The organism is Clostridium ihumii AP5 (assembly GCF_000612845.1).
Classification (GTDB): Bacteria; Bacillota; Clostridia; order Clostridiales; family Clostridiaceae; genus Clostridium_J; species Clostridium_J ihumii.
The window spans coordinates 58184-80977 of record NZ_CCAT010000083.1; the positions used below are offsets into that span (position 1 = coordinate 58184).

General features: G+C 26.3%; 22 protein-coding genes. 20 read left to right on the forward strand and 2 right to left on the reverse strand.

What is annotated here, in order from left to right; translation table 11 throughout:
* Positions 1–7: 7 nt before the first annotated feature.
* Positions 8–1369, reverse strand: coding sequence for an MATE family efflux transporter (locus tag BN346_RS16060; protein WP_040329979.1), 1362 nt, complete (start codon positions 1367–1369; stop codon positions 8–10).
* A 196-nt stretch (positions 1370–1565) separates the two neighbouring features.
* Here BN346_RS16060 and BN346_RS16065 point away from each other — a divergent pair, with 196 nt between their 5' ends.
* Positions 1566–2372: a MerR family transcriptional regulator gene (locus BN346_RS16065; protein ID WP_040329981.1), complete on the forward strand. Its 807-nt coding sequence runs from the start codon at positions 1566–1568 to the stop codon at positions 2370–2372.
* Positions 2373–2439: 67 nt separating this feature from the next.
* On the forward strand, positions 2440–3879 hold the full coding sequence (locus tag BN346_RS16070) for a lipopolysaccharide biosynthesis protein (RefSeq protein WP_051540461.1): 1440 nt from the start codon (positions 2440–2442) through the stop codon (positions 3877–3879).
* Between the two features lie 24 nt (positions 3880–3903).
* Here BN346_RS16070 and BN346_RS16075 read toward each other — a convergent pair whose 3' ends face one another.
* Positions 3904–5079 (reverse strand): aminotransferase class V-fold PLP-dependent enzyme, encoded by a 1176-nt coding sequence (locus BN346_RS16075; protein ID WP_040329983.1) that lies wholly within the window; start codon positions 5077–5079, stop codon positions 3904–3906.
* 190 nt (positions 5080–5269) lie between these two features.
* Between BN346_RS16075 and yedE the strand changes: the two genes are divergently transcribed.
* From yedE to BN346_RS16165, 18 genes are all read left to right on the forward strand, one after another.
* Entirely contained in the window at positions 5270–6358 is a 1089-nt protein-coding gene (gene yedE, locus BN346_RS16080; RefSeq protein ID WP_040329984.1) for a YedE family putative selenium transporter, read from the forward strand.
* Positions 6351–6557, forward strand: coding sequence for a sulfurtransferase TusA family protein (locus BN346_RS16085; protein WP_040329985.1), 207 nt, complete (start codon positions 6351–6353; stop codon positions 6555–6557). Before yedE ends, BN346_RS16085 begins: the two co-directional genes overlap by 8 nt.
* 1 nt (position 6558) lies before the next feature.
* Positions 6559–6798 (forward strand): putative Se/S carrier protein, encoded by a 240-nt coding sequence (locus tag BN346_RS16090; RefSeq protein ID WP_040329986.1) that lies wholly within the window; start codon positions 6559–6561, stop codon positions 6796–6798.
* Positions 6799–7256: 458 nt separating this feature from the next.
* Positions 7257–8165 (forward strand): hypothetical protein, encoded by a 909-nt coding sequence (locus BN346_RS16095; RefSeq protein WP_040329987.1) that lies wholly within the window; start codon positions 7257–7259, stop codon positions 8163–8165.
* Between the two features lie 294 nt (positions 8166–8459).
* Positions 8460–9515: a uroporphyrinogen decarboxylase family protein gene (locus BN346_RS16100; protein ID WP_040329988.1), complete on the forward strand. Its 1056-nt coding sequence runs from the start codon at positions 8460–8462 to the stop codon at positions 9513–9515.
* A 106-nt stretch (positions 9516–9621) separates the two neighbouring features.
* Positions 9622–10296 carry a response regulator transcription factor gene (locus BN346_RS16105; protein ID WP_040329989.1) on the forward strand — a complete coding sequence of 225 codons (675 nt, stop codon included), beginning with the start codon at positions 9622–9624 and terminating at the stop codon, positions 10294–10296.
* Between the two features lies 1 nt (position 10297).
* The gene (locus tag BN346_RS16110) at positions 10298–11326 is read left to right on the forward strand and encodes a sensor histidine kinase (RefSeq protein ID WP_051540462.1); all 1029 of its coding nucleotides are present in this window, start codon (positions 10298–10300) and stop codon (positions 11324–11326) included.
* 88 nt (positions 11327–11414) lie between these two features.
* Positions 11415–12179 carry an ABC transporter ATP-binding protein gene (locus BN346_RS16115; protein ID WP_040329990.1) on the forward strand — a complete coding sequence of 255 codons (765 nt, stop codon included), beginning with the start codon at positions 11415–11417 and terminating at the stop codon, positions 12177–12179.
* Positions 12166–14070 carry an FtsX-like permease family protein gene (locus BN346_RS16120; RefSeq protein WP_040329991.1) on the forward strand — a complete coding sequence of 635 codons (1905 nt, stop codon included), beginning with the start codon at positions 12166–12168 and terminating at the stop codon, positions 14068–14070. Before BN346_RS16115 ends, BN346_RS16120 begins: the two co-directional genes overlap by 14 nt.
* A gap of 1135 nt (positions 14071–15205) precedes the next feature.
* Positions 15206–15829: a DUF4004 family protein gene (locus BN346_RS16125; RefSeq protein ID WP_040329993.1), complete on the forward strand. Its 624-nt coding sequence runs from the start codon at positions 15206–15208 to the stop codon at positions 15827–15829.
* A gap of 124 nt (positions 15830–15953) precedes the next feature.
* Positions 15954–16334: a DUF2089 family protein gene (locus tag BN346_RS16130; protein ID WP_040330309.1), complete on the forward strand. Its 381-nt coding sequence runs from the start codon at positions 15954–15956 to the stop codon at positions 16332–16334.
* Positions 16335–16361: 27 nt separating this feature from the next.
* Positions 16362–16805, forward strand: a complete 444-nt coding sequence (locus BN346_RS16135) for an SHOCT-like domain-containing protein (RefSeq protein ID WP_040329994.1) — start codon at positions 16362–16364, stop codon at positions 16803–16805.
* A 35-nt stretch (positions 16806–16840) separates the two neighbouring features.
* Entirely contained in the window at positions 16841–17095 is a 255-nt protein-coding gene (locus BN346_RS16140; RefSeq protein WP_040329995.1) for a hypothetical protein, read from the forward strand.
* A gap of 25 nt (positions 17096–17120) precedes the next feature.
* Positions 17121–18119, forward strand: coding sequence for an ABC transporter ATP-binding protein (locus BN346_RS16145; RefSeq protein WP_040329996.1), 999 nt, complete (start codon positions 17121–17123; stop codon positions 18117–18119).
* Between the two features lie 9 nt (positions 18120–18128).
* A complete protein-coding gene (locus tag BN346_RS16150) occupies positions 18129–18953 on the forward strand; it encodes an ABC transporter permease (protein WP_040329998.1) in 825 nt (274 codons plus the stop codon).
* Between the two features lie 10 nt (positions 18954–18963).
* On the forward strand, positions 18964–19779 hold the full coding sequence (locus BN346_RS16155; RefSeq protein WP_040329999.1) for an ABC transporter permease: 816 nt from the start codon (positions 18964–18966) through the stop codon (positions 19777–19779).
* Between the two features lie 30 nt (positions 19780–19809).
* On the forward strand, positions 19810–21102 hold the full coding sequence (locus BN346_RS16160; protein ID WP_040330000.1) for an MFS transporter: 1293 nt from the start codon (positions 19810–19812) through the stop codon (positions 21100–21102).
* Positions 21103–22190: 1088 nt separating this feature from the next.
* Positions 22191–22757: a CNNM domain-containing protein gene (locus tag BN346_RS16165; protein WP_051540485.1), complete on the forward strand. Its 567-nt coding sequence runs from the start codon at positions 22191–22193 to the stop codon at positions 22755–22757.
* The last annotated feature ends 37 nt before the right edge of the window (positions 22758–22794 follow it).

Below are 22794 nucleotides of genomic sequence, written 5' to 3' on the forward strand. Positions count from 1 at the left end.
CTCCTTTTTATGCACTTAAAGTATCAGTATCTTCATTTATATTTTTTAAAAGTAGCTTTCTTAAAATTATCAGAGATACAAATAGGCATAAACCTTCAGAAATTATAGTTACATACCAAATACCAGATCCACCAAATATTTGAACCATTCCAAATAGTACGATAGATACAAGTACAAAACCTCTTAAAAGAGAAATTAAAGTAGCATTCATGGGCTTTTCTAAAGATGCACAGAATCCAGATATAAGAATGTTATAACCAACAATTAAAAAAGAAAAAGAATATATTCTAAAGGCCTTAACAGAATAATTAAATAAATCTAGATTATCAGAACTTATAAATACACCTACAATTCCTTTTGTAAATAACATTGAAACACCAAAGACTAAAATAGATGCAAAAGTTATAGACTTAATAGCCATATTTAATAATTTTTTTATAGTTACCTCATCTTCTCTTCCATAATAAAAACTTGTAAGTGGTTGCATACCTTGAGTAATACCTATCATTGTCATCAATACTAAGGTACTTACATAACAAATAATACTATAAGTTACAATACCACTTTCTCCAATATTTCTTAAAATAGATTGATTGAATAAAAGTATAACTATACCAGAAGTAAGTTCTGTTATTGCGTCAGGAAAACCAATAGATAAAACTCTTCTTATAATACTAAAATCAAATTTAAATTTAACAAAATTTAATTTAGAAGCTGACCTAAAGAAGTGGAAAGTAAAAAATATAGTTGATGCAACTTGGGAAATTCCTGTAGCAAAGGCAGCACCTTTAACACCCCATTGAAAATGAATAACAAATATATAATCAAGAATGATATTTGTTATAGCTGAAATAACAACACCTATTATTGCAAGTTGTGGAAACCCATCTGTTTTGGTCAAAACTTCTAAACAGTATGAAACTATAAAAAATCCGTTAAAACAAATAATTATTCTAAGGTAATCTTTAACCATGTGAATTGTAGTGTCTGTTGCACCTAAAAAGAGTGATATTTTATCTAAATTTAGTAAGCTAAATATCATTATTATAAGTGAAAAGCAAATCATTGAAATAATATTAAAAGTAAAAACTTCATTTGCTTTTTCATTTTTATTTTGTCCAAGATAAATAGAAATAATTGTAGATGCTCCAGTTGAAAATAGCATAGAGCAAGCAAAAATTAAATTTACAAAAGGCATGGCTATATTAACGGCAGCCAAGGCAGAAGAACCAACACCTCTTCCAACAAAAATGCCATCGGCCATAGTATAAATTGAATAAACCCACATAGCGGCAACTGATGGTAATAAATAATTAAAAAATTTCTTTTTCAGTGCCGACTTATTGGCGGCTACATCTAAATTTGACATAAAAAAATCTCCTTAAAATTAATGTTTATATAAGTTGCTAATAAATACTAATTAAAATCATCATAACTTAAAGAAATTTAAAATTTAAGTTAGAAAATAAGACTTATTGCAACATATATACCTTATAATTAAATTATAAACCTTGGTATAATACTAAGGTCAAACACAAATAAAATAAATTTGAAAGGAAAATGAAATGAAGGATTATTATAAAATTGGGGAAATATCTAAAATTTATAATATAGGAAGAGATTCTCTTATGTATTATGAGGAAATCGGTATATTGAATCCAATAAGGGATATAAATGGATATAGACTTTATAACATAAGTGATATATGGAAATTAAACTTAATAAAAGAATTAAGAGCATTGAATTTTTCTATGAAAAGAATAAAACAGTATATAGACAATAGAAGTATAGAATGTACTAAAGATGTTTTGAATGAAGAAATAGAGTTAATAGATGAGAAGATAAAAGAATTAGAAAAACAAAAAAATAATATAAAAAGAAGATTAAATAATATAAATGATGTTATCTATAAAAGTAAATTATATGAAATAGAAGTTAAATATATAAAATCAAGAAAAGCATTAAAGTTAAATGGAAATATATCAAGAGATGAAGACGTGGATTTTTTAGTTAAAAAATTACAAAAAGAGTATGAGGATAAATTTTATGTCTTGGGAAATAATAGCATTGGAGCTATATATAATATTGAAAAAATAAAAAATAGTATATTCAATGAATATAAATCCGTTTTTTGCCTTTTAAATGAAGAAGATGAAAAATACAACTTAGTATTAGAAGAAGGTAGATATGTTATTTACACATATAGAGGTTCTTACAGTACAAATAAAAATTATATACCAAAGTTATTAGAATTTATAAAAGAAAATAAATATAAAATAAAAAATGACCCTATAGAGATATATAAAATAGATATACATGAAACTGCAAATTCAGATGAATTTATAACAGAAATTCAAATACCTATAGAATAATTAATTTGACAAAAATAGTAAAAGGATATATTATATTGGAAATAAAAGGGCATTAAGGAGAATAATAATGAAAGAAGAAGGGTTGTTGAAAAAATTCACATCATTTTCTTTTGGGACTATTATAGCTACTATTTTAGGAGTTATAACAGTGCCAGTAACTACAACAATATTTTCACCAGAAGCAACAGGAACTTTTGGATTTTTTACATCTATAGGTGGATTAGTTTTATCATTAGCTATATATGGAATGGATCAAGCATTTGTAAGATTTTTTTATGCTGAAGAAGAATGTGATAGGGGCATACTTTTATATAAGTGTTTAAGAATACCAATTATAAATATAGCTATATTAACATTAATATCTTTAATGTTTAGAAAGATGATATGTAATTTTATATTTGGGGAATATTCTCGTTTTTTGATAATAGTTTGGATTTTAAATATAGTTTTTTTAGTATTGAATAGATTTTCACTTATGGTTATAAGAATGGAACAACATTCTAAAAGATATTCAATGTTGACTATTTTATCTAAAGTATTTAACTTTGCAATTATGATTTTAGCATTTTTATATTGGAAAGATAATTATATATGCTTGTTAATAGCATATATTTCTTCAAATGTTATTATAACTATACTTGCAATAATTTCTGAACAGAATTATTGGATTAAAAAGCAAAAAGATAGGAAAATAAAAACTTGTAATAAGGATATAATTTCTTATGCTAGACCATGGATTGTAATAAGTGCATTAACTTTTATGTTTCAAACAGTAGATAGGATTGTAATAAAATTTGTTTTAGGTTATAAAATGGTTGGAATTTATAGTGGTGCAACTACAATAGTTAATTTAATAGGCACTATTCAAGCTTGTTTTTGCACATTTTGGGTTCCAGTAGCTTTTGAAAGATATGAAAAAAACCATAATGATTTTGAATTTTTTGAAAAAGTAAACTTTAATATATCTTGTGTTATGTTTTTGGTAGCAATTTTAATAATAAGCTTCAAAGATATAATAATATTGTTTTTAGGAGCTAGATTTAGAGAGGGTAGGTTTATAATACCATTTTTAAGTTTTATGCCAATTATGTATACAATATCTGAGACAACTGTTATTGGAATAAATTTCAACAAAAAACAAGAAAAGCACATATACATATCACTTGTATCTTCAATAGTAAACATTATAGGAAATATTGTATTAGTTCCTATGATAGGTGTAGTTGGAGCAGGGATTTCTACAGGATTATCTTATATATTATTTTTTATAATGAGAACAAATATATCATTAAAATATTATAAAGTAAATTATAATTTAAAGAAATTTTACACTATGACTTTTATAATAAGTTTATATGCACTTTATGCAACATTTAATACTATTAATGTTTTATATGCATTATTAGGTTTTATTAATCTCATTATATTAATAATTTTATATAAAGAATCATTCAATTACGGTATTAGTTATATAAAAAAATTTATGAAAAATAAATCATTGAAATAAAGAGAGAGAACTTACTAATTATATTTAGTAGGTTCTTTCTTTCAAATTGTTATTTTTAATAACTTTATTTAATGCATCTATTGTATAATTAACATCGCTTACAGTATTAAAATGGCCGAAACTAAATCTTAAAGTTCCATGAGGAAATGTATTTAATGTTTTATGTGCAGAAGGAGCACAATGAAGACCACTTCTAGTAGAGATACCATAATACTTGTTTAAGTGATGTGCTACAATGCTATTATCTAAATCCTTAAAATCCAAGGAAACCACAGAAGTTCTATTTTCAAGTAAATCACTTCCTATAATAAAAGAACTATTCATGTTTTTTATTCCCTCAATAAATTTTTTCGTAAGATAAAGTTCCTTTTCTTTTATTGTATTTGTTCCAATGCTATTTAAGTAATGTAAAGCTGTATTTAATCCAAAAATGCCAGGTAAATTAAGAGTGCCGCTTTCAAATTTATCAGGCATATAATTAGGTTGAATTTCATACTCAGAAAGGCTACCAGTTCCACCTTCAATTAATGGATTAATCATAGGAACAATATTATCTTTTATTAAAAAACCACCAGTACCTTGTGGTCCTAAAAGACATTTATGTCCGGTAAAACAAAGAATATCTGCATTTAATTTATTTATATCAATATCTAAGAATCCTGCTGTTTGAGCACAGTCTACAATAAAAATTATATTGTGTTTTTTTGCAAGTTGTCCAACTTTTTCTAATGATAATATAGAGCCACAAACATTAGAGGCTTGAGTCATTATAATTGCCTTAGTATTTGGGCGTATAGAGGCTTCAACATCATTAGGATTTAAGAAGCCTAAATTACTACATTTTATTTGGCTAATAGATACTCCTAACTCTTTTAAAGAAGCAAGTGGTCTCATAACTGCATTATGTTCCATGGAAGAGACAATTACATTATCACCTGGCTTTAATAAACCTTTTATAGTCATGTTCAAACTATAAGTTATACTTGGTGTGAATATAACGTTTTCAGGTTTGTCAAATTTAAATAAGTCGCAAATAAGTTCACGAGTTTCAAAAATTGTATTTTCAGCATCAATAGCATCATAATAAGCACCACGATTTATGTTACAACCTATATTATTTATGTAATTTAGCATTGATTCACCTACATTAGGTGCTTTGGGAAAAGAAGTTGCACTATTATCTAAATAAACTTTTCTCATAAAAATACCTCCTTCAAAAACATCATTATTCATAAAGTCAATAGATATAGAAGTAATGATTGAATATTTCAATTTAATTAAAACTATAACATTTGATAGAATGGACATGGAACGATTTAGATAATTTTGAATTATCTAAATTTATTTTACTTTTAATTAAATTTTAACAAATAAAAGGGGGATAGTAAACATGAAAGAAAAAAGAGGAATTATAATTGGTGGGGCAATAATTGGATTTTTAGCAGTACTTTCAGTTTATTTTGGAAATCCTAAAAACATGGGTATTTGTATTGCATGTTTTATAAGGGATATTGCTGGTGGTCTTGGATTACATAATGCTAAAGTAGTTCAATACATAAGACCAGAAATTTTAGGAATGATTTTGGGAGCATTTGGAATCGCAGTTTATAAAAAAGAATTTTCAACAAGAGGTGGATCATCGGCCTTCTTAAGATTCATTCTAGGTGGAATGGTAATGATAGGGGCATTAGTGTTTTTAGGATGTCCAACGAGAATGGTTTTAAGACTTGCAGGTGGTGACTTTAACGCTATATTTGGAATTGTTGGATTTGCGGTAGGTATAGTTATTGGAATAGTATTCTTAAATAAAGGTTTTACATTAAAAAGAAATTATAAACAAACAAAATTAGAAGGATATGTTCTTCCAATAATAAATGTTATTTTATTTGTATTAGTAGCTATTGGTTCAACATTGCTTATATTTTCTAAAGAAGGACCTGGTTCTAATCATTCACCAGTTTGGTTTGCTTTAATAGTAGGATTAGTAGTTGGTGTTATATGCCAAAGAACTAGACTTTGTATGGTTGGCGGAATAAGAGATATGATTTTATTTAAAGATTCATATTTAATATGGGGATTTATAGCAATGCTTTTAGCGGCATTCATAGGAAACTTAATTTTTGGATTTTTCAATCCAGGGTTTGCAAAACAGCCAGTAGCTCATACTGAATGGGTATGGAACTTTTTAGGAATGGTAGTTGCTGGTTGGGGTTCAGTTCTTTTAGGAGGATGTCCAATGAGACAGTTGGTATTATCTGGAGAAGGCAATGTAGATTCAGTAATAACAGTTTTAGGAATGCTTGTTGGAGCAGCATTTTGTCATAATTTTAAATTGGCATCATCACCAGAAGGAGCAACTCCAAATGGAAAAATTGCAGTAATTTTATGCTTTGTAGTTTTAGGTGCTATATCATATTTTAGTATACCAAAGAGTTCAAATGTGAAAAACAAAGTAAAGGGGGAAGTAACAGTTGATTAAAATAGATGCTAGAGGAATATCATGTCCACAACCAGTATTAATGACTAAAAAAGGATTAGAAAATCACAAGGAAGGTATTATTGTTTTAGTTGATAATAATACAGCAAAACATAATGTGGAAAGATTTATGAAAAATGCAGGTTATAATGTTTCAATAGAAGAAAATAACGAGGAGTTTGCTTTAAAAGCAACAAAGTAAAATGAATTATTTAGCAACATTTTTTACACATTCAGGAGCAATAAAATTTAAAAGAAACTTAATTAAAAAAAACATTGAAAATGAAGCATTACCTGTGCCAAGACAACTTAGTTCTAACTGTGGAATAGGTGTTAAGTTTCTAATAAATGAAAATATAGAAGAAGTATATAATGATGATATAGAAAAGATATTTAAAATCGAAAAAGAGGGATATAAACTTTATAAAGATTTTGATGAATAAATTAAAGGGATAGTTCATTTATGAACTATCCCTTTAATATTTAAAAGATTGAAAAGAATATTAATTTATATACAATTTTCATTTAAAAAATTATGTTGTATAATTCTTAAAGTAATATAGTTACAGATTTAAAAATAGTTTTGAATTCGAGCTTGTTTCTCTATAGAAATGTGTATGTGAATTTTTAATTTTAATAAAGTAGAATAAAGATTTTAAATTAGTTAAAAACAATGAATTTAAGAAAGTTATAGAAACTGGTAGGTGAAATATATGAAAGAAAAGATTAAAAAAGTATTATTAATTGGTGCAATTTTTGCAGTAGGAATAGTTGTATGTTTATTTTATTATAGTGTGAAAGCTAAAATGGCTGCATAAATGAAAGAATCCCCCTTAATGTAAAGTTTAATTCAAAAAAATGTAATTTTACTTTATAATAGTATTAAGGGGGATTAATTTTTATGTTTGATAAATTATTAGGTTTTTTATTAGGTATAGTTTGTATAATATTTGTTTTAAGTGCATTTTTCTGGGAAAGTAATGTTACAGTTATATGCATTATATTATTGATAGTAATACTACAAATTATAAATCCTATTACTGAAATTAAAAAAAATAGGAAAGATATTAGTGATGTTGAAAGAAAAACTTTTAAGCGTGAAGTGTTTAATTTATTTGAGGGGAGTATATGCTTAGTAACTATTGTTTTAATCACATTTTTAGGTAGTGATATTACAGAAAAAACATCAAGGATGATAAATATAATGTTTTATTTAAGCTTAACCATAATAAATGTGGATCTTATAAGAATTATAATAGTAGATTTTAAGAAACAACATTCAAATAAAGACAATTATAAGGAAGAAAAGGAAAAAACATTAGGGGACAGAATAGGTGTGTATATATTTGCATTTATGATTATTACATCATATACATTACCAGCAATAGGGACTTTATTTCAATATAATAATATTATAAGTGTGCATGATGAAAATCAAGAAAAAGATATAGGGATATATGTAACAGTTAATACTAATAATAAAAATAAATATGAAGTGAATGATAAAGAAAAAGTTAAATATATAAAAAATGCTTTAAAAGATTGTAAGATTCAAGAGCTTAAGGGATATGAATATGTTCAATATAAACATAATATTGGAATTAAGAAAAATGTGAATTTATATTTTACGCCTATGATATATAAATCACCTATTATAAATGAACTTCAATTTGATACAAATGGAAAAATATATATTATAGATCATATTCATAATAAAAACTTTATAAAAAGATTATTTAGCAACGATAATAAAATATATAAACTTATAGATACTAATACTAATTTATACAAAATTTTAGAAAGTATTTAACTGTTTTAATAAGTAAGTTAACATATATTATATAAATTTATAGGACTCATATTTTTATATGAGTCCTATTTTTTTGAAAAATTATTTATTAATATTTAATTTTGAGTTTATTAGATTTATTTTTCTTTTCCAATACAATTTAATACCAAATGAAATATGATTAAAAACATATTTAATATTTTAATAGGTAAGTTAGTAACTATATAGATTTCATATTAGACAGTGAAGTAATGGCATAGTAATATGTTTATTAATTTGTGTAAGAAAAGGATTAAATTTTATGGGGGGAATATTATGTTGGAAAAAATGAGTTCTGGTGAAAGAATGTTAGGTGTTATAACAAAAAGTAAAATAGATAGGGTTCCAGTACTAGCTATGGGATCAGCATATGAAGCTTATTTGTGCAAGAAAACATTAGAGGAATACTACAATAATCCTAAATTAGTTTATGAGTGTCAAAAGTGGGTACATAGCATGTTACAAGACGATGGCGGTGTAGGATACAATATTCCAGGTGGTTATAATTTAGATTTTGGTGGAGAGTTGAAATATTCGAGAAATCCATGTGTACAGCCTATAGCTAAGAAATTAATAATAAATGATATTAAAGAAGTAAATGATTTAAAAGTACCTGATTTGAAAAAGGCACATTTAACTAAATTGTCTATGGAATTTGATAGGATTTGTATGGATAATGGAGAAGGGGTTGGTGTAACTGCAGGTTCACCTATGGAAGTTGCTAATGATCTTATAGGTATTAATAATCTTGTGAAATGGACATTAAAAGAACCAGAAGCAATACACAAAGTACTTAGGGTAAGTACAGATTATCTGTTAGAAACAATTAAATTGAGAATAAATGAATTTGGAGCTGAAAATTGTGGAGCATTTTTACCATTACCATTAGAATCACATCATATAATTTCACCTAAGATGTTTAAGGAAATATCGCTTCCTTATATAAAGGAAATATTTACATATTTAATTGATGCAGGTGTGAAAAAATGGACTATACATTTATGTGGAAATCATATAAATAATATAGAAACAATTTTAGAAGAACTTCCAATAGTGCCAAGGACTGTTTTTAGCATAGGTGGAGAAATGGAATTAGAAGAGGTATCTAAAATAATAGGCAAAGACCATATTTTAGCTGGAAACTTATCTACATCTATAATAAATGTAGGTACACCACAAGAAGTATATGATGAAACAACAAGATTATTAAAAAAGGTGATGAATAGAGAAGGTGGATATATAATGTGTCCTTCATGTGCAATACCACCTAAAACTTCGGCTGTAAATATACATGCTATGATTAAAGCTGTAAAAGATAACGGAAAGTATTAAATATAATAAATGATGGGATGTATAAAGTTTTATACATTCCTATATTTTTTTAATCAGTGACTAAAATTTTTATGTTTTGTATAATTATTTTATAAGAGGTGATTTAATGTATAGAATTTTTATAGTTGAGGATGATAAAAGTTTAAGTAAACAAATTAAGGATGGACTTGAAAAGTGGGGGTTTAAAGGTATAGAAGTAGATGATTATGAGAATATAGTAGAGGAGTTTAATTTAACATGTCCAGATTTAGTATTGATGGATATAAATTTGCCTTGTTTTGATGGATTTTATTGGTGTAAAGCAATTAGAAATATTTCTAAGACTCCTATAATATTTTTATCTTCTAGAGATAGCGATATGGATATAATAATGGCTGTGAATCTGGGGGGAGATGATTATTTAACAAAACCATTTTCAATGCAAGTTTTAATAGCTAAAATACAAGCATTACTTAGAAGAACATATTCATATAAAGAGGAGGAAAGTAATTTAATCCAAATTGGTGAAGTAATATTAAATTTAAATAAGGGAAGTTTGAGCTATGGAGAAAAAAACATTGAACTTACAAAAAATGAATTTAAAATACTTCAAATACTTATGAGCAGTAGAGGAAAAATAATAAGTCGAGGAAGGATAATGGAAGAACTTTGGGAAAGTGAAGAATTTATAAGTGAAAACACTTTGTCTGTAAATGTAAATAGATTAAGAAAAAAATTAAGCGATATAGGTTTAGATGAGTTTATAATTACTAAAAAATCTCAAGGATATATGGTGGAATAATATGTTTTTTAAATATATAAGAGAAAAATATATACATATAATATATTTTTTATGTAACTTTATAATATTAAATTTAGTTATTTACTTAAGTCCTATTATTGATTTAGAAGGTACAGAGACATATTATCTAAATTTTTTAATGATAGCTGCATTTTTAAGTATATATGCTATTGATTTTTATAAATGGCATAAACATATAAAAGAATTAAATCAAAATAAAGATACATTATTAAGCTATTATGATAACTTAAAATATAAAACAATAAAAGATGAGATAATTTTAGAATTTATGAGAACAACAGAAATATTAAATGAAAATAGAAATTTAGAATTACAAAAATCACAAGATGAGGTAATAGATTATATTACTAATTGGGTACATCAAATAAAAATACCAATATCAGTTTTAGAGTTAGTTATAAAGGATATGGAAGACAACTTTTTAGATTATGAAGCTTGTAAAAAATTGAGGATTGAAGTTGAACGGGTAAAATTTTTAATAGATCAAGCTTTATATATAAGTAGAGCATCTTCATATAGTGAAGATTTTAAAATAGAATATGTCAATTTGAAAGGTATTATAAATGAAGTTATAAAGAAAAATAGAGTTTTAATAATACATAATAAAATAGAAATAGATATACAGGAATTAAATTTTGAAGTTTTAACAGATAGAAAGTGGATTATTTATGTAATTGAACAACTTATAAATAATAGTTGTAAGTATATGAAAGACAATGGAAAAATAACTATTGGAGCAGAAAAAAATGATAAGGGAATACATTTATTTATAGAAGACAATGGAATAGGAATAGAAAGTGAAGATTTAAATAGAATTTTCTACAAAGGTTTTACGGGGAATAATGGCAGGAAAATAGCTAAATCTACAGGTATGGGTCTTTATATATCTAAAATGATTTGTAATAAATTGAATCATGATTTATATGTTAGTTCAGAGGTTAATAGGTATACAAGATTTACAATAGGTTTTTATAATATTTCAGATTATTTTAATCTTACACAAATGTAACTTTAGATAGATAATTTGTTAGCTAAAGTGATGGCTTGAAGATGAGTATCCATTTAAAATATAAGTATAAGAAAAAGGAGGTACGATGATGGAAATAGTATTAAAAGCCAGTAATTTGAGAAAGCAATATGGAACAAGAGGAATTATGTGTAATGCATTAGATGGTATAGATTTAGAAGTTAAAAAGGGTGAATTTTTAGGGATAATGGGTCCTTCAGGAGCAGGAAAAACTACACTTTTAAATGTATTGTCAACTATAGATGTACCTACAGCTGGCGAAGTTTATTATGAAAATAAAAGTATAGTTAATATGAAGAATAAGGAGCTTTCAAAATTTAGAAGAGGTAATATAGGGTTTATATTTCAAGACTATAATTTATTAGATAGTATGACTATAGAAGATAACATTGCATTACCTTTAGCATTATCAAAAATGAATAGCGATGAAATAGAAAAAAAGGTTAAAAGTCTTTCTGAATTTTTTGGAATAGAAAAACAACTAAAAAAATATCCATATGAATTATCTGGTGGTCAAAAGCAAAGAGTAGCAGCAACAAGAGCACTTATAACATCACCATCAGTAATATTTGCAGATGAACCAACTGGAGCATTAGATTCTAAATCAGCATCAGAGCTTATGGCTTGCTTATCAAAAATGAATGAAGAATTTAAAACTACTATAATTATGGTAACTCATGATTCATTTTGTGCAAGTTATTCTAAAAGGATATTGTTTATAAAAGATGGTAAAATACATGCTAACTTAGATAGAGGAAACTCTAGAAAAGAATTTTTCAATAGAATAATGAATTTACTTTCATCTATGGGAGGCGATATAAGTGAACTCTTTTAAACTTTCCATGATGAATTTAAAACAGAATATAAAAAATTATGCATTGTATTTGTTTGCTATGATTTTTTCGGTGGTAGTATTTTATAATTTTGTATCAATTTATTGTTCAAAAGAATTTAGCAGCAATATGGATGCTCATTTAGTTGCTCAAGGTGCATCCATGTCAGCATCAATGATATTGATATTATTTTTTATATTTTTTATAAACTATTCTAGTAAGTTTTTTATAGATAGACGAAAAAAAGAATTTGGTATATATACATTTATGGGGATAGAAAATAGCAAAATAGCATTGATATTTGCTGGAGAAGGGCTATTAGTAGGTATTCTATCATTAGTCATAGGTCTTATCATAGGAATTATAACTAACAAAGTATTTCTTATGGCGCTTACAAAAGTAGCTATGCTTGATAATGTAATTAAATTTACTATAAATAGTAAAGCGCTTATAGAAACTTCAATCATATTTTTTATCATATTAATTGTTGTTTTTATAAAAGAGTATTTATTAATAGTAAAAAGCAGCACAATAGAACTTATAAATTATTCTAAGATAGATGAAAAAATCCCTAAAAAAAGCTATGTACTAGGAATTTTAGGAATATTATTGTTGTTATTATCATATTTTCAAATAATAAATGCAAACAAATTAAAGATTGATATGAACTGTGCCATAATAATAGCAGTAGTTGGAACAATTATAAGCACATATTTAGTTTTTTATGGATTCTTTCCATTAGTAATTCAAAGCATTATAAAAAATAAAAAAATTCTTTATAAAGGTGTAAATATAATAAGTTATTCTAATATAATTTTTAGAATAAAAAATAATTACAAAACATTAGCAGCTGTTACTATCTTAGTTACCAGTGCAATGACTGCTTTTGGAACAGTATACTCACAGAAATACTTTATGAAACAAAATTACAGAACAGAGGTTCCATATGCAGTTAGTTATTTAAGTAATGATGAAAATGAAGATAAGAAAATAAATGAAGTTATAGAAGAAGATAATAAGAAACTTTATGAAAATAAATTTGAGATATTATTTAAAGATAATATTAATAAAACAGAAGATTCAATGGTTATAGGAAGATATTCAGACTTAAAAAATGGTATAGAAAAGCTTGAAATTAAAACTGCTAAAAGTAATTTAAAATATAAATTAAATGATGATGAGTGCATATTTTTATGGAGACCAGGTGTAACAATGTCACTTGCAGAACCATTAAGAAAAATTAATATAGGAAATGAAGAGCTTAATGTAATAACAGAGATGAGTTCACCATTTCTTGGTAGCATAGTAAATTCATCTGTAATTCTAATAAATGATGAAAAGTATGATGAAATTAAAAGTGATTATAACAAAGCATACTATCATGGAGTAATGCTTGAGAATTTTAATGATACAGAAAAAATAACCAATGATTTACTAAGTTTAGGAGAACAAGCATTTTATACTGAAATGGGAAATTTTCCATTTTACACATCATATATAGCAGATGCTACAAAATATGATTTTTCATCAACAGTATATTTTATAGGAAGTTTTCTAGCAATAGTATTTGTTATTTCTATTGGAAGTATAATGCATTTTAAATGTTTAGGTGATGCAGATATAGATAAAATCAAATATGATTCACTTCAAAAAATGGGTTTAAATGAAGAAGAATTAAAGAAATCTGTATATAAGCAAGTTGGAATATTTTTTGTTTTACCTGTATTGCTTGGAACAATTCATAGTTTAGTAGCTATAAAAGTTTTAAGTGATATCATGAAATGTAATATAATTATACCAACTATACTTACAGTAGTTTTATTTTTAATAATATATATATTATTTTATGTATTTACATCTAAAAAATATATAAAAGTACAATTAAGAAAATAATAATACAAAAAGAAAAGAGATTAAATTAATGAAATCTCTTTTCTTTTTTATGTTAAATTTTTAAAAACAAATAAATAATAGAACAATGTTTTGTTGTAAAGGTGTATAATATAGGGAAACAAGCTCGAATTCAAAATTATTTTTTAAGCTGTAAATATATTGCTTTAAAAAGAACTGTTCACTTTAAAATGATTCCGAGCTAGTCTTACTCTTAAGGGTGTCCAAGTTGAAAAATGAAATTATTTAAATATTAAATGAGAATGGTAGTATTCCAAGAAACAGTAATTATTTAAAACGTTATTCATAAAAATTTCAAAGAAACTCTAATGAATTTGCTATTTTATTTCCAAGACTAAACGGCTATAAGTGAACTAAATTAAGAGCTATGTAATTAAATTCTAGTCTATTTTTCATAATTCTTCGTCAGCAATTCACATTAATAAAATGACATTATTGATGCGAATTACTTCCTTGATTTATAAAAAATATACATTGAATTTTCAATTACATATTTCTAAATTTAGTTCACACGACGTCCTGTCTAGGCAGTCGCTGAACCCGTCCTTGGGTTCAGGTCTTGAAAATAAAACACAAATTAATAAGAGTTTCTAAATCAATTTTAAAAGAAATACTAATTTAAATAATTCCTGTTTCTTGATAAAAGAAAAAAGTTTTTCAATTGAGAAAGATGTTATTTAAAATTTGAACTTGGAACCCTATATAGGAATACAAGTTGAAATTTTAAATTATTTTTATTTAAGTTGAGAAAGAACAATTTAAAGTATAGTAGCAAAATTAACAATTGACGATGAACAATTAACAATGAATGATAAAACTGAAATCTCAGCTACGAAGGGAATAAATGATAACTTGTCCCAAATCTCTGTAGGCGAGAATTCATTCTTGCTATTACACGTTGGTATTTTTAGAATCATAAAATTATTGATTTAAACGTAGGGTGGAATTCATTCTACCTGGACTTAGGTCAGTGTGGAAATCAAAGACCGCCAAGGTTAAAACCTCAGCTACGAAGGTGCTATAAAAGATTAACAATTAATTATTAATTAGTTTCAAATATAAATATAGTAATAAACTGCAATATCGTTAGTATCACATTTGAGAAGGAGAGGTTAGTATGAGTGAAAAATTAATTTCTAAAAAAGAATTATTAGAGTTAACAGGTATCTCTTATGGACAGTTATATAGATGGAAAAGAAAAAAGTTAATACCAGAAGAATGGTTTATAAAAACAGCTACATTTACAGGACAGGAGACGTTTTTACCAAAGGATAAAGTGTTAGAAAGAGTTGAAAAAATTATAGAACTTAAAGATGAAGTATCATTAGATGAACTTGCTAGTATGTTTTCACCAAGCTTCAATGAAGTAATTATAGACGAAGATAGACTCATAAGAGAAAATATAATTTCAGTAGGTGCAATGCAATTATATAAATATAATTTTGGAGAAAAAGAAAAGTATAATTTTTACGATACAGTAGTATTAAATATATTTGAAATGTTAATAACTGTGAGTAATGTTAAAGTACAGAGAAGTGTAGAAATAATAAAAAAACTAAAAGATATAGAAAAGGAAATTAAGGAGAAAGATTATAATTTGGTAATAGCAAAGATAAAAGAATGTGATGAAAAAATGATATTTTTATATTGCGGAGATGTTATTTTACTAGATGATTATAATATTCTTAAAGAGATAAGTATAAATGAAAAAATTAGTGAAATAAAAGAAAAATTAATATAACAATTAAAAATATTTATTTTAATAACAGCATAAATAAATAAAATTAATATAAAAATTAATTTTATTTATAATTATGTTTACAAAAGTTAAAGAGAAGCATATAATATTTATTAAGGAGGAAGAAATAATGTATAAAGTACTAAGTAAATGTCCAGTATGCAATGAAAAGCTTAAGATAATGAAATTAAAATGTAGCAAATGTAATACAGTTATAGAAAATGAATTTTCGTTTTCTAAGTTTGAAAGTCTTTCAAAGGAACAGTTAGAATTTGTAGAAGTATTTTTAAAGTGTAGAGGAAGTATAAAAGATGTAGAAAAGGAATTAGGTATATCATATCCAACAGTAAGAGGTAAATTAGACGATGTTATAGAAAATTTAAACTTAGAAAAAAATGATATAGATAAAAGTAGTGAAAAGAAATCTTTAAATGATAATAACAAGATTTTAGATATGTTAGAAAAGGGTGAAATAACACCTGAAGAGGCTATGAATTTGTTAAAGTAAAAATTTATATATAAGGGAGAGAATAAAATGAAATCAGAAGTAATGAGAATATTAAAGATGGTTGAAGATGGGAAAATAGATTCAGAAGCAGCTGCAAAGCTTATAGATGCTTTAAATAATGGTGAAGAAGTAATTATAGAAAATGATAAACCTAAGAAAAGTGAGAAAGCTTTTTCAAAAGAGGAAATTAGTGATGCAGCACAAAAATTTTTAGAGGAAACACCAAAAAATGGTGAAATGATGCTATATGTTTTTGTAATGTCAGGAGATGGAGATAAAGTAAAGGTGAAAATACCTATAAGTTTTATAAAAACAATATTAGATGCCACTAATAAAATGCCAAGTATGAAGGAATTAGATGATAAAGTGGATATGGAAGTTATAAAACAAGCTATTGAAAATGGTGTTTGTGGAAGAATTGTAGAAGTTGAAAGTGCTGATGGTGACTTTGTTATAGTAGAAATAAAATAGAAGTATAAATAATGTTTATTAAAAGGGTGAAAAATATGTGGATTACTATTAAAGAAAGTGGACATAGGGGTTTCAAAATCCCTATTCCTATGTGTTTTATTGGATTAGGAATAAGTATTGCAGGCAAAGCAAGTAAAAAAAATATCAATGAAGATTTAAATAAAGTATTTGAAAACATGGATAGTAGAGAATTAAAACGTGCATTTAGAAAGTTAAATAGAACTTGTAAGGGAATGACAATAGTAGATGTGGAATCAAAAGAGGGGGATCATGTGAAAATAGTAATTTAACAATCAGTTAAAGGGGGAGTGGGGTATGGAGAAAATTGTAGAAGTTAAAGATGTAAAAAAAACATTTATAATAAAAAAGAAAAAATTTTTTAGGGTAGTAGAAAAAACTGATTTTAAGGCAGTAAAAGGTGTAAGTTTTGAAATTAATAAGGGTGAAATATTTGGGCTTTTAGGACCTAATGGTGCAGGAAAAACTACAGTTATAAAAATGATAATGGGGCTTTTAAAACCTACATCCGGGACTGTTTTAGTAAATGGTGTAGATACAGATAAAAAACAAATTAAAGCATTAGCCCAAATTGGAAGTGTGTTAGCTGGCGATAGAAGTGTATATTGGAAATTAACAGCTAGAGAAAATTTAGAATATTTCGGAAATTTATATGGATTATCAACTAAAGAAGCTAAAATACGTACAGAAGAAATACTAACAAAGCTAGGAATTATTGATAAAGCTGATGTAACTGTGGAAAAATTTTCTACTGGAATGAAACAAAAAGTTGCGCTAGGTAAAGCACTTATACCTAATGCACCAGTAGTTCTTTTAGATGAACCTACATTAGGATTAGATCCTCAATCAGCATTAAATTTAAGAGAAATAATTATGAAATTGAAAGAAGAGGGAAAAACAATATTACTTACAACTCATTATATGGAAGAAGCAGATTATCTATGCGATAGAATAGCAATAATTGATAATGGAAAAGTTATTGCATTAGACACAAGTGAAAAATTAAAAGAAGAAGTTAGTAAAGTTAAGATTATTAAACTAGAAGTTGATAAAATTAATACAAATACAGTTGAGAATTTAAAAAAAATAGCTTATGTGGAAAATGTTTTAGAAAATTATTTAGAAGATACGGGGAATTATGAGATTTTAATTCACCATACTGATGGAAATGAAATAGTTCAAGAAATAATAAATATAGTAACTAAAGAAAACTTAAGTATAAAAAATATGAATGTATTAAAACCTTCTCTAGAAGATGTATTTATAAAGCTTACTGGAAAAGCTTTAAGAGAGTAGGTGTTTTAAATGTATAGAATAAAAACTATAAAAAATATAGGAAAAAAGGAATTCTTAGAACTTATTAGATATAAAGACTGGATAATAAATATGCTTATTTGGCCAGTTATATTTCCACTTTTATATATATTAAGTGCCGTAGCATTGGCAGGGAAAGATGGCAGTGGACTTAAAAATTTTGAAGCATTAACAGGAACTACTGATTATAAAAGCTTCATATTAATTGGAAGTATGGTATATATGTGGGTAAATATGACCATGTGGAGTTTTGGAACTTTTTTAAGACAAGAACAAAAAAAAGGAACATTGGAATCGTTGTGGATATGTCCTATAAAGAAATTTGATATTTTATTAGGTGGTGCATCTATAACAGTAATACGTTCAGCACTTTATGTTTTAGTAAGCCTTTTGGAATATAAGATTTTATATGGAACACAATTTCAAGGTGGAATATTAGAATGGATAGTAATTTTTATAGTATTACTTCCAGGAGTAATAGGAATTGGGGCAATATTCTCATGTTTAGTATTTTGGGTTAAAGAAGCTAATGTAGCAGTAATGTTAGTAAGAGGATTAGTAATGGCTCTTTGTGGAATAAGTTTTCCAATAATAATTATGCCTAATGTATTACAAGGGGTTTCAAAATGTTTATCTTTTACCTTTGGAATTGAAGCAGCAAGAGGGATTATGATTAATGGTTTAGGAATCTCAGGAGTAAAAGAAGATTTGATTAAATGTTTATTAATAGGAATTATATATATAATTATTGGAAGAATATCTTTTTATTTTGTAGAAAGAAAAGTTAGAGTAGAAGGATCATTATCTAGATTTTAAGGGGGGTATCATGGATTTTAATCATATTTTAAAAGTTATAAAACAAAAGATAATAATTAAAATGAAAATTTATTTTAGATATCCATTGAATATATTGAGTGTAATACTTCAACCCATAATATGGTTAACACCATATTATTTTATGAATAAGGTGTTTGGAAATGGTAGTTCTTTTAAGCAAATGACGGGTTCAGATAATTATATGGAATTTATAGTATTAGGGTTTGTACTCGCATCATATTTAACAGCAGCTATGTGGGGAGCAGGTTTTAGTTTGAAAGAAGAAATGTGGGATGGTGTTTTAGAGTCAAATTATACAATGCCTGTTAGCAGGGTAGTTCTTATGATTTCAAATATTCTATTTGAGTTTATAATGGCAACAATAGAAATAGTACTTACAATGACAGTTTGCTATTTTGCATTTAATATTAATGTGACTCATGGAATTTTAAAATCTTTAATATTTATAATACCAGGAATAATTTCATATATAGGAATAGGATTAATTATAGGAAGTATAGTATTAATACTAAAAAATGCTAACACTGTTGTTGATGTATCAAGTGGTTTAATGCAAGGATTTTCAGGTACAGCATTTCCAATCGAAATATTCCCAAAAGCACTATTGATTATAAGTTTTGTATTACCATTAACATATATGAATGATAGTGTAAGAGCTTTAATTATTGGAGTAAATCCAATAATAGATTTAAAATATCAATTTGTTATATTGATATTTATGATGTTTATTTTTTTAGCATTGGGAATATTTATTTTTAATAAAGTAGACAATAAATGTAGACAAGAAGGTATAAGTGGATATTAAAGCTTAATTATAAGTAAATAGGGGGCAAAAATGGGAGAGGTAGAAATTGTTAAGGAAAAAAATATAAAACTTTGGAATAAAAATTTCTTTTTATTATGGCAAGGTCAATTAGTTTCTGTATTAGGAGATGTTTTATATGCTATAGCACTAGAATTTTGGATTTTTGATGTTACAAAATCTACAGCACTTATGGGGACGTTGGCAGCACTAACCATGTTACCAAGAGTAATACTTGGTCCTTTTGCAGGTGTGTTTGTAGATCGATGGGATAGAAAGAAAATTATTGTTTTAACGGATTTCATAAGAGGTATATTTGTAACATTTGTTGGAGTTGCAGCTTTGTTAGAATTTATTGAAGTTTGGATGGTGTTTATAGTTGGGATAACTAATGGATTATGTTCAGCATTTTTTAATCCAGCTGTGTTGTCAGTAAAACCAGATATAGTTCATAAATCTAAAATAGTCAAAGCAAATTCAGTAACAAGCATTGCACAATCTGGAATGGACATGCTTGGAAATGCAATAGGGGGAATATTATATGTAACAATAGGAGCACCATATATGTTTCTATTTAATGGAATTTCATATATATTTTCAGCTTTTACAGAAATGTTTATGAAAATACCTAGAATAGAAAGAAAAAATGTAGATGCTACATTCAAAGAAGATTTTAAAGAAGGATTTAAGTTCATATGGAGTTTTAAGGCATTCAGAAATGTGTTTATATTTGCATGTGGAATAAATTTATTTTTTCAAGGTGCATTAATTTTATTAGTACCTTATTTTAAGCAAACATCGTTTTTAGGACCTAAAAGATACGGATTTGCGATGACTATTCTTGCTATAGGAATGATGAGCGGAAGCATATTATTGTCTATATTAAACTTAAATAAAGATATAAAATATAAGCTATATAGAATATCTATAGTCCTATGTACACTTGGATTTTCTACAACTTCATTAATTAGAAATTATAATATTATTTTAATAGTCCTTTTTTTAAGTGCATTTCTAAATGTAATATTTAACACTATATTTAATAGCGCTACAATGATGATTATTCCAAAAGATATAAGAGGAAAGGTTAATGGGATAAATAATGCATTATGTATGGGATTAATGCCACTAGGTTCATTGATTGGTGGTGTTCTAGGAGAAATTATCTCCATAAAAATGGCAATACTTATATTATTTTCATTAAGTTTTATTATGTCGGTTGGATGCATATGTGTAAAAGGAATGAAAAATGTAATTGAATTTGAAGGTGAAGGTAAAGATATAGATGAGCTAATAAATTCTACTAACGCATTATATAATAAATAGAAATTTTAAGATTACGATTTCATAAAAATAAAATTGTAATCTTAAAATCTACAACAAGGGGGAAGTGGAAGGTATTATAACAATATGGATAAGTTTATAACAAATTACACATATATATATGGTAATATTCAATAATATTTTAAAATTCAGCAAAATTAATTAAGTAATAGAGATATATAATAGTGTAGAATTTAAAAATAGAAGTGCTAGTTATCTACAATGTGATTTAAGATGATTGAAGAATTTAGTTATTTAAAAGAGTTTATTTTGAGTTAAATTGAACTTTTTAAGATATTTACTTTTAAATGAAAACACCGTATAGTATATCTTAACAGAATAAGTGGTGCAGTATCCTAGTCAGGTAAATATCTTTGAGGACGGGGCTAAAAATCCGTTGAAGAGCATATCGATGAAGTTCCTGGTGCTGGCTTGAGACGCCCAGTTTTGGGCTGGTGCTGGGAGTTAAGGTTGTGGGACAATCACAAAGGCATGTGAAATTGACTCCTACTTCCGTGGAGACCATTGTATGTGCTTTAGGAGAGATATCTAAAGTACGGCAATGGATTAAACCTGCAATGTGGTAAACTTAGCTATGTGCAGAGTAGCTTGCCTTGAGTGATATAGGGGGAGGTAATAGAGGAGGTATTATTTCTTAGGCCAAGAGATAGTACTTATTGCTTACTGAAACCTATATTGCAAAAGAGGATAAAAAGATATCCAACTGTTGAGGAAATCTCCTAGGCTGTTTAGAAATAAGGCATATTAGGGATTAAGGTGCAGACTAAGTGGCAATCTAGCCCTATAGTAGTAATGCTATAGATAAGGTATTAAAAGGAAACTGCTGAGATGGCGACATCTTAGTTACTTTATGGGAAATCCTGCTAGACCTAAGCTGCAAAATTAACTTAATATGCTACCACTATTTCATGTATAAACATAGATATACAAATATAATTTGAATTATGAATATAAAATTGAAAATAGATTACAATATATAAAGATAAAGTTTTAATGTATATACTTATATTAAAACTTATTAATTTTTTAGGAGGATATAATTGGGGTCGTCGAGTAAAAAAGGTAAAGCTATGAAAAAGGATAAAAGTGATCGAGGGTGGCTTATAATTATTGTTATAACTACTTTTATGATAAGTGGAACTGTTTCGTTAATATCAGAATCAACATTGTCTCAAGTTAATGTAGTAGTAGCATTAATAATATTATTTGTAATAATATTATTAGGAGTTATATTTGATATTATAGGTACAGCAGTTACAGCTGGAGATGAAACACCTTTCCATGCAATGGCTGCAAAAAAGATAAAAGGTGCAAAAGTAGTTGTAAAATTAATAAGAAATGCAAGTAAAGTTTCAAATTTTTGTAATGACGTTGTAGGTGACGTTGCAGGAATTATAAGTGGATCTGTAGGTGTTGTAATTGTTGCAAAAATACTGGAAACTAATAGAGGGTTAAATCAAATATTAGTTAGTGCATTAGTGAGTGCTATAATTGCGGCAATGACAGTTGGTGGAAAAGCTATGGGTAAAAAGTTTGCTATTTCTAAAAGTAATGACATACTTTTTAAAGTAGCAAAAGTTATATATTTTTTTCAACAAATATTCAAAGGGAAAAATCCTTTTAAGAATACAAAATAGACTATGGAAGATTTCTATAGTCTATTTTTTTATGGAA

Bases quoted from the DNA above. Each gene is read 5' to 3' on its own strand.
- BN346_RS16135 (WP_040329994.1), top strand. From the start codon at position 16,362: ATGAAATCAGAAGTAATGAGAATATTAAAGATGGTTGAAGATGGGAAA.
- BN346_RS16060 (WP_040329979.1), bottom strand. From the start codon at position 1,369: ATGTCAAATTTAGATGTAGCCGCCAATAAGTCGGCACTGAAAAAGAAA.
- BN346_RS16100 (WP_040329988.1), top strand. From the start codon at position 8,460: ATGTTGGAAAAAATGAGTTCTGGTGAAAGAATGTTAGGTGTTATAACA.
- BN346_RS16160 (WP_040330000.1), top strand. From the start codon at position 19,810: ATGGGAGAGGTAGAAATTGTTAAGGAAAAAAATATAAAACTTTGGAAT.
- yedE (WP_040329984.1), top strand. From the start codon at position 5,270: ATGAAAGAAAAAAGAGGAATTATAATTGGTGGGGCAATAATTGGATTT.
- BN346_RS16145 (WP_040329996.1), top strand. From the start codon at position 17,121: ATGGAGAAAATTGTAGAAGTTAAAGATGTAAAAAAAACATTTATAATA.
- BN346_RS16070 (WP_051540461.1), top strand. From the start codon at position 2,440: ATGAAAGAAGAAGGGTTGTTGAAAAAATTCACATCATTTTCTTTTGGG.
- BN346_RS16165 (WP_051540485.1), top strand. From the start codon at position 22,191: ATGAAAAAGGATAAAAGTGATCGAGGGTGGCTTATAATTATTGTTATA.
- BN346_RS16115 (WP_040329990.1), top strand. From the start codon at position 11,415: ATGGAAATAGTATTAAAAGCCAGTAATTTGAGAAAGCAATATGGAACA.
- BN346_RS16155 (WP_040329999.1), top strand. From the start codon at position 18,964: ATGGATTTTAATCATATTTTAAAAGTTATAAAACAAAAGATAATAATT.
- BN346_RS16065 (WP_040329981.1), top strand. From the start codon at position 1,566: ATGAAGGATTATTATAAAATTGGGGAAATATCTAAAATTTATAATATA.
- BN346_RS16150 (WP_040329998.1), top strand. From the start codon at position 18,129: ATGTATAGAATAAAAACTATAAAAAATATAGGAAAAAAGGAATTCTTA.
- BN346_RS16140 (WP_040329995.1), top strand. From the start codon at position 16,841: ATGTGGATTACTATTAAAGAAAGTGGACATAGGGGTTTCAAAATCCCT.
- BN346_RS16075 (WP_040329983.1), bottom strand. From the start codon at position 5,079: ATGAGAAAAGTTTATTTAGATAATAGTGCAACTTCTTTTCCCAAAGCA.
- BN346_RS16105 (WP_040329989.1), top strand. From the start codon at position 9,622: ATGTATAGAATTTTTATAGTTGAGGATGATAAAAGTTTAAGTAAACAA.
- BN346_RS16095 (WP_040329987.1), top strand. From the start codon at position 7,257: ATGTTTGATAAATTATTAGGTTTTTTATTAGGTATAGTTTGTATAATA.
- BN346_RS16090 (WP_040329986.1), top strand. From the start codon at position 6,559: ATGAATTATTTAGCAACATTTTTTACACATTCAGGAGCAATAAAATTT.
- BN346_RS16110 (WP_051540462.1), top strand. From the start codon at position 10,298: ATGTTTTTTAAATATATAAGAGAAAAATATATACATATAATATATTTT.
- BN346_RS16125 (WP_040329993.1), top strand. From the start codon at position 15,206: ATGAGTGAAAAATTAATTTCTAAAAAAGAATTATTAGAGTTAACAGGT.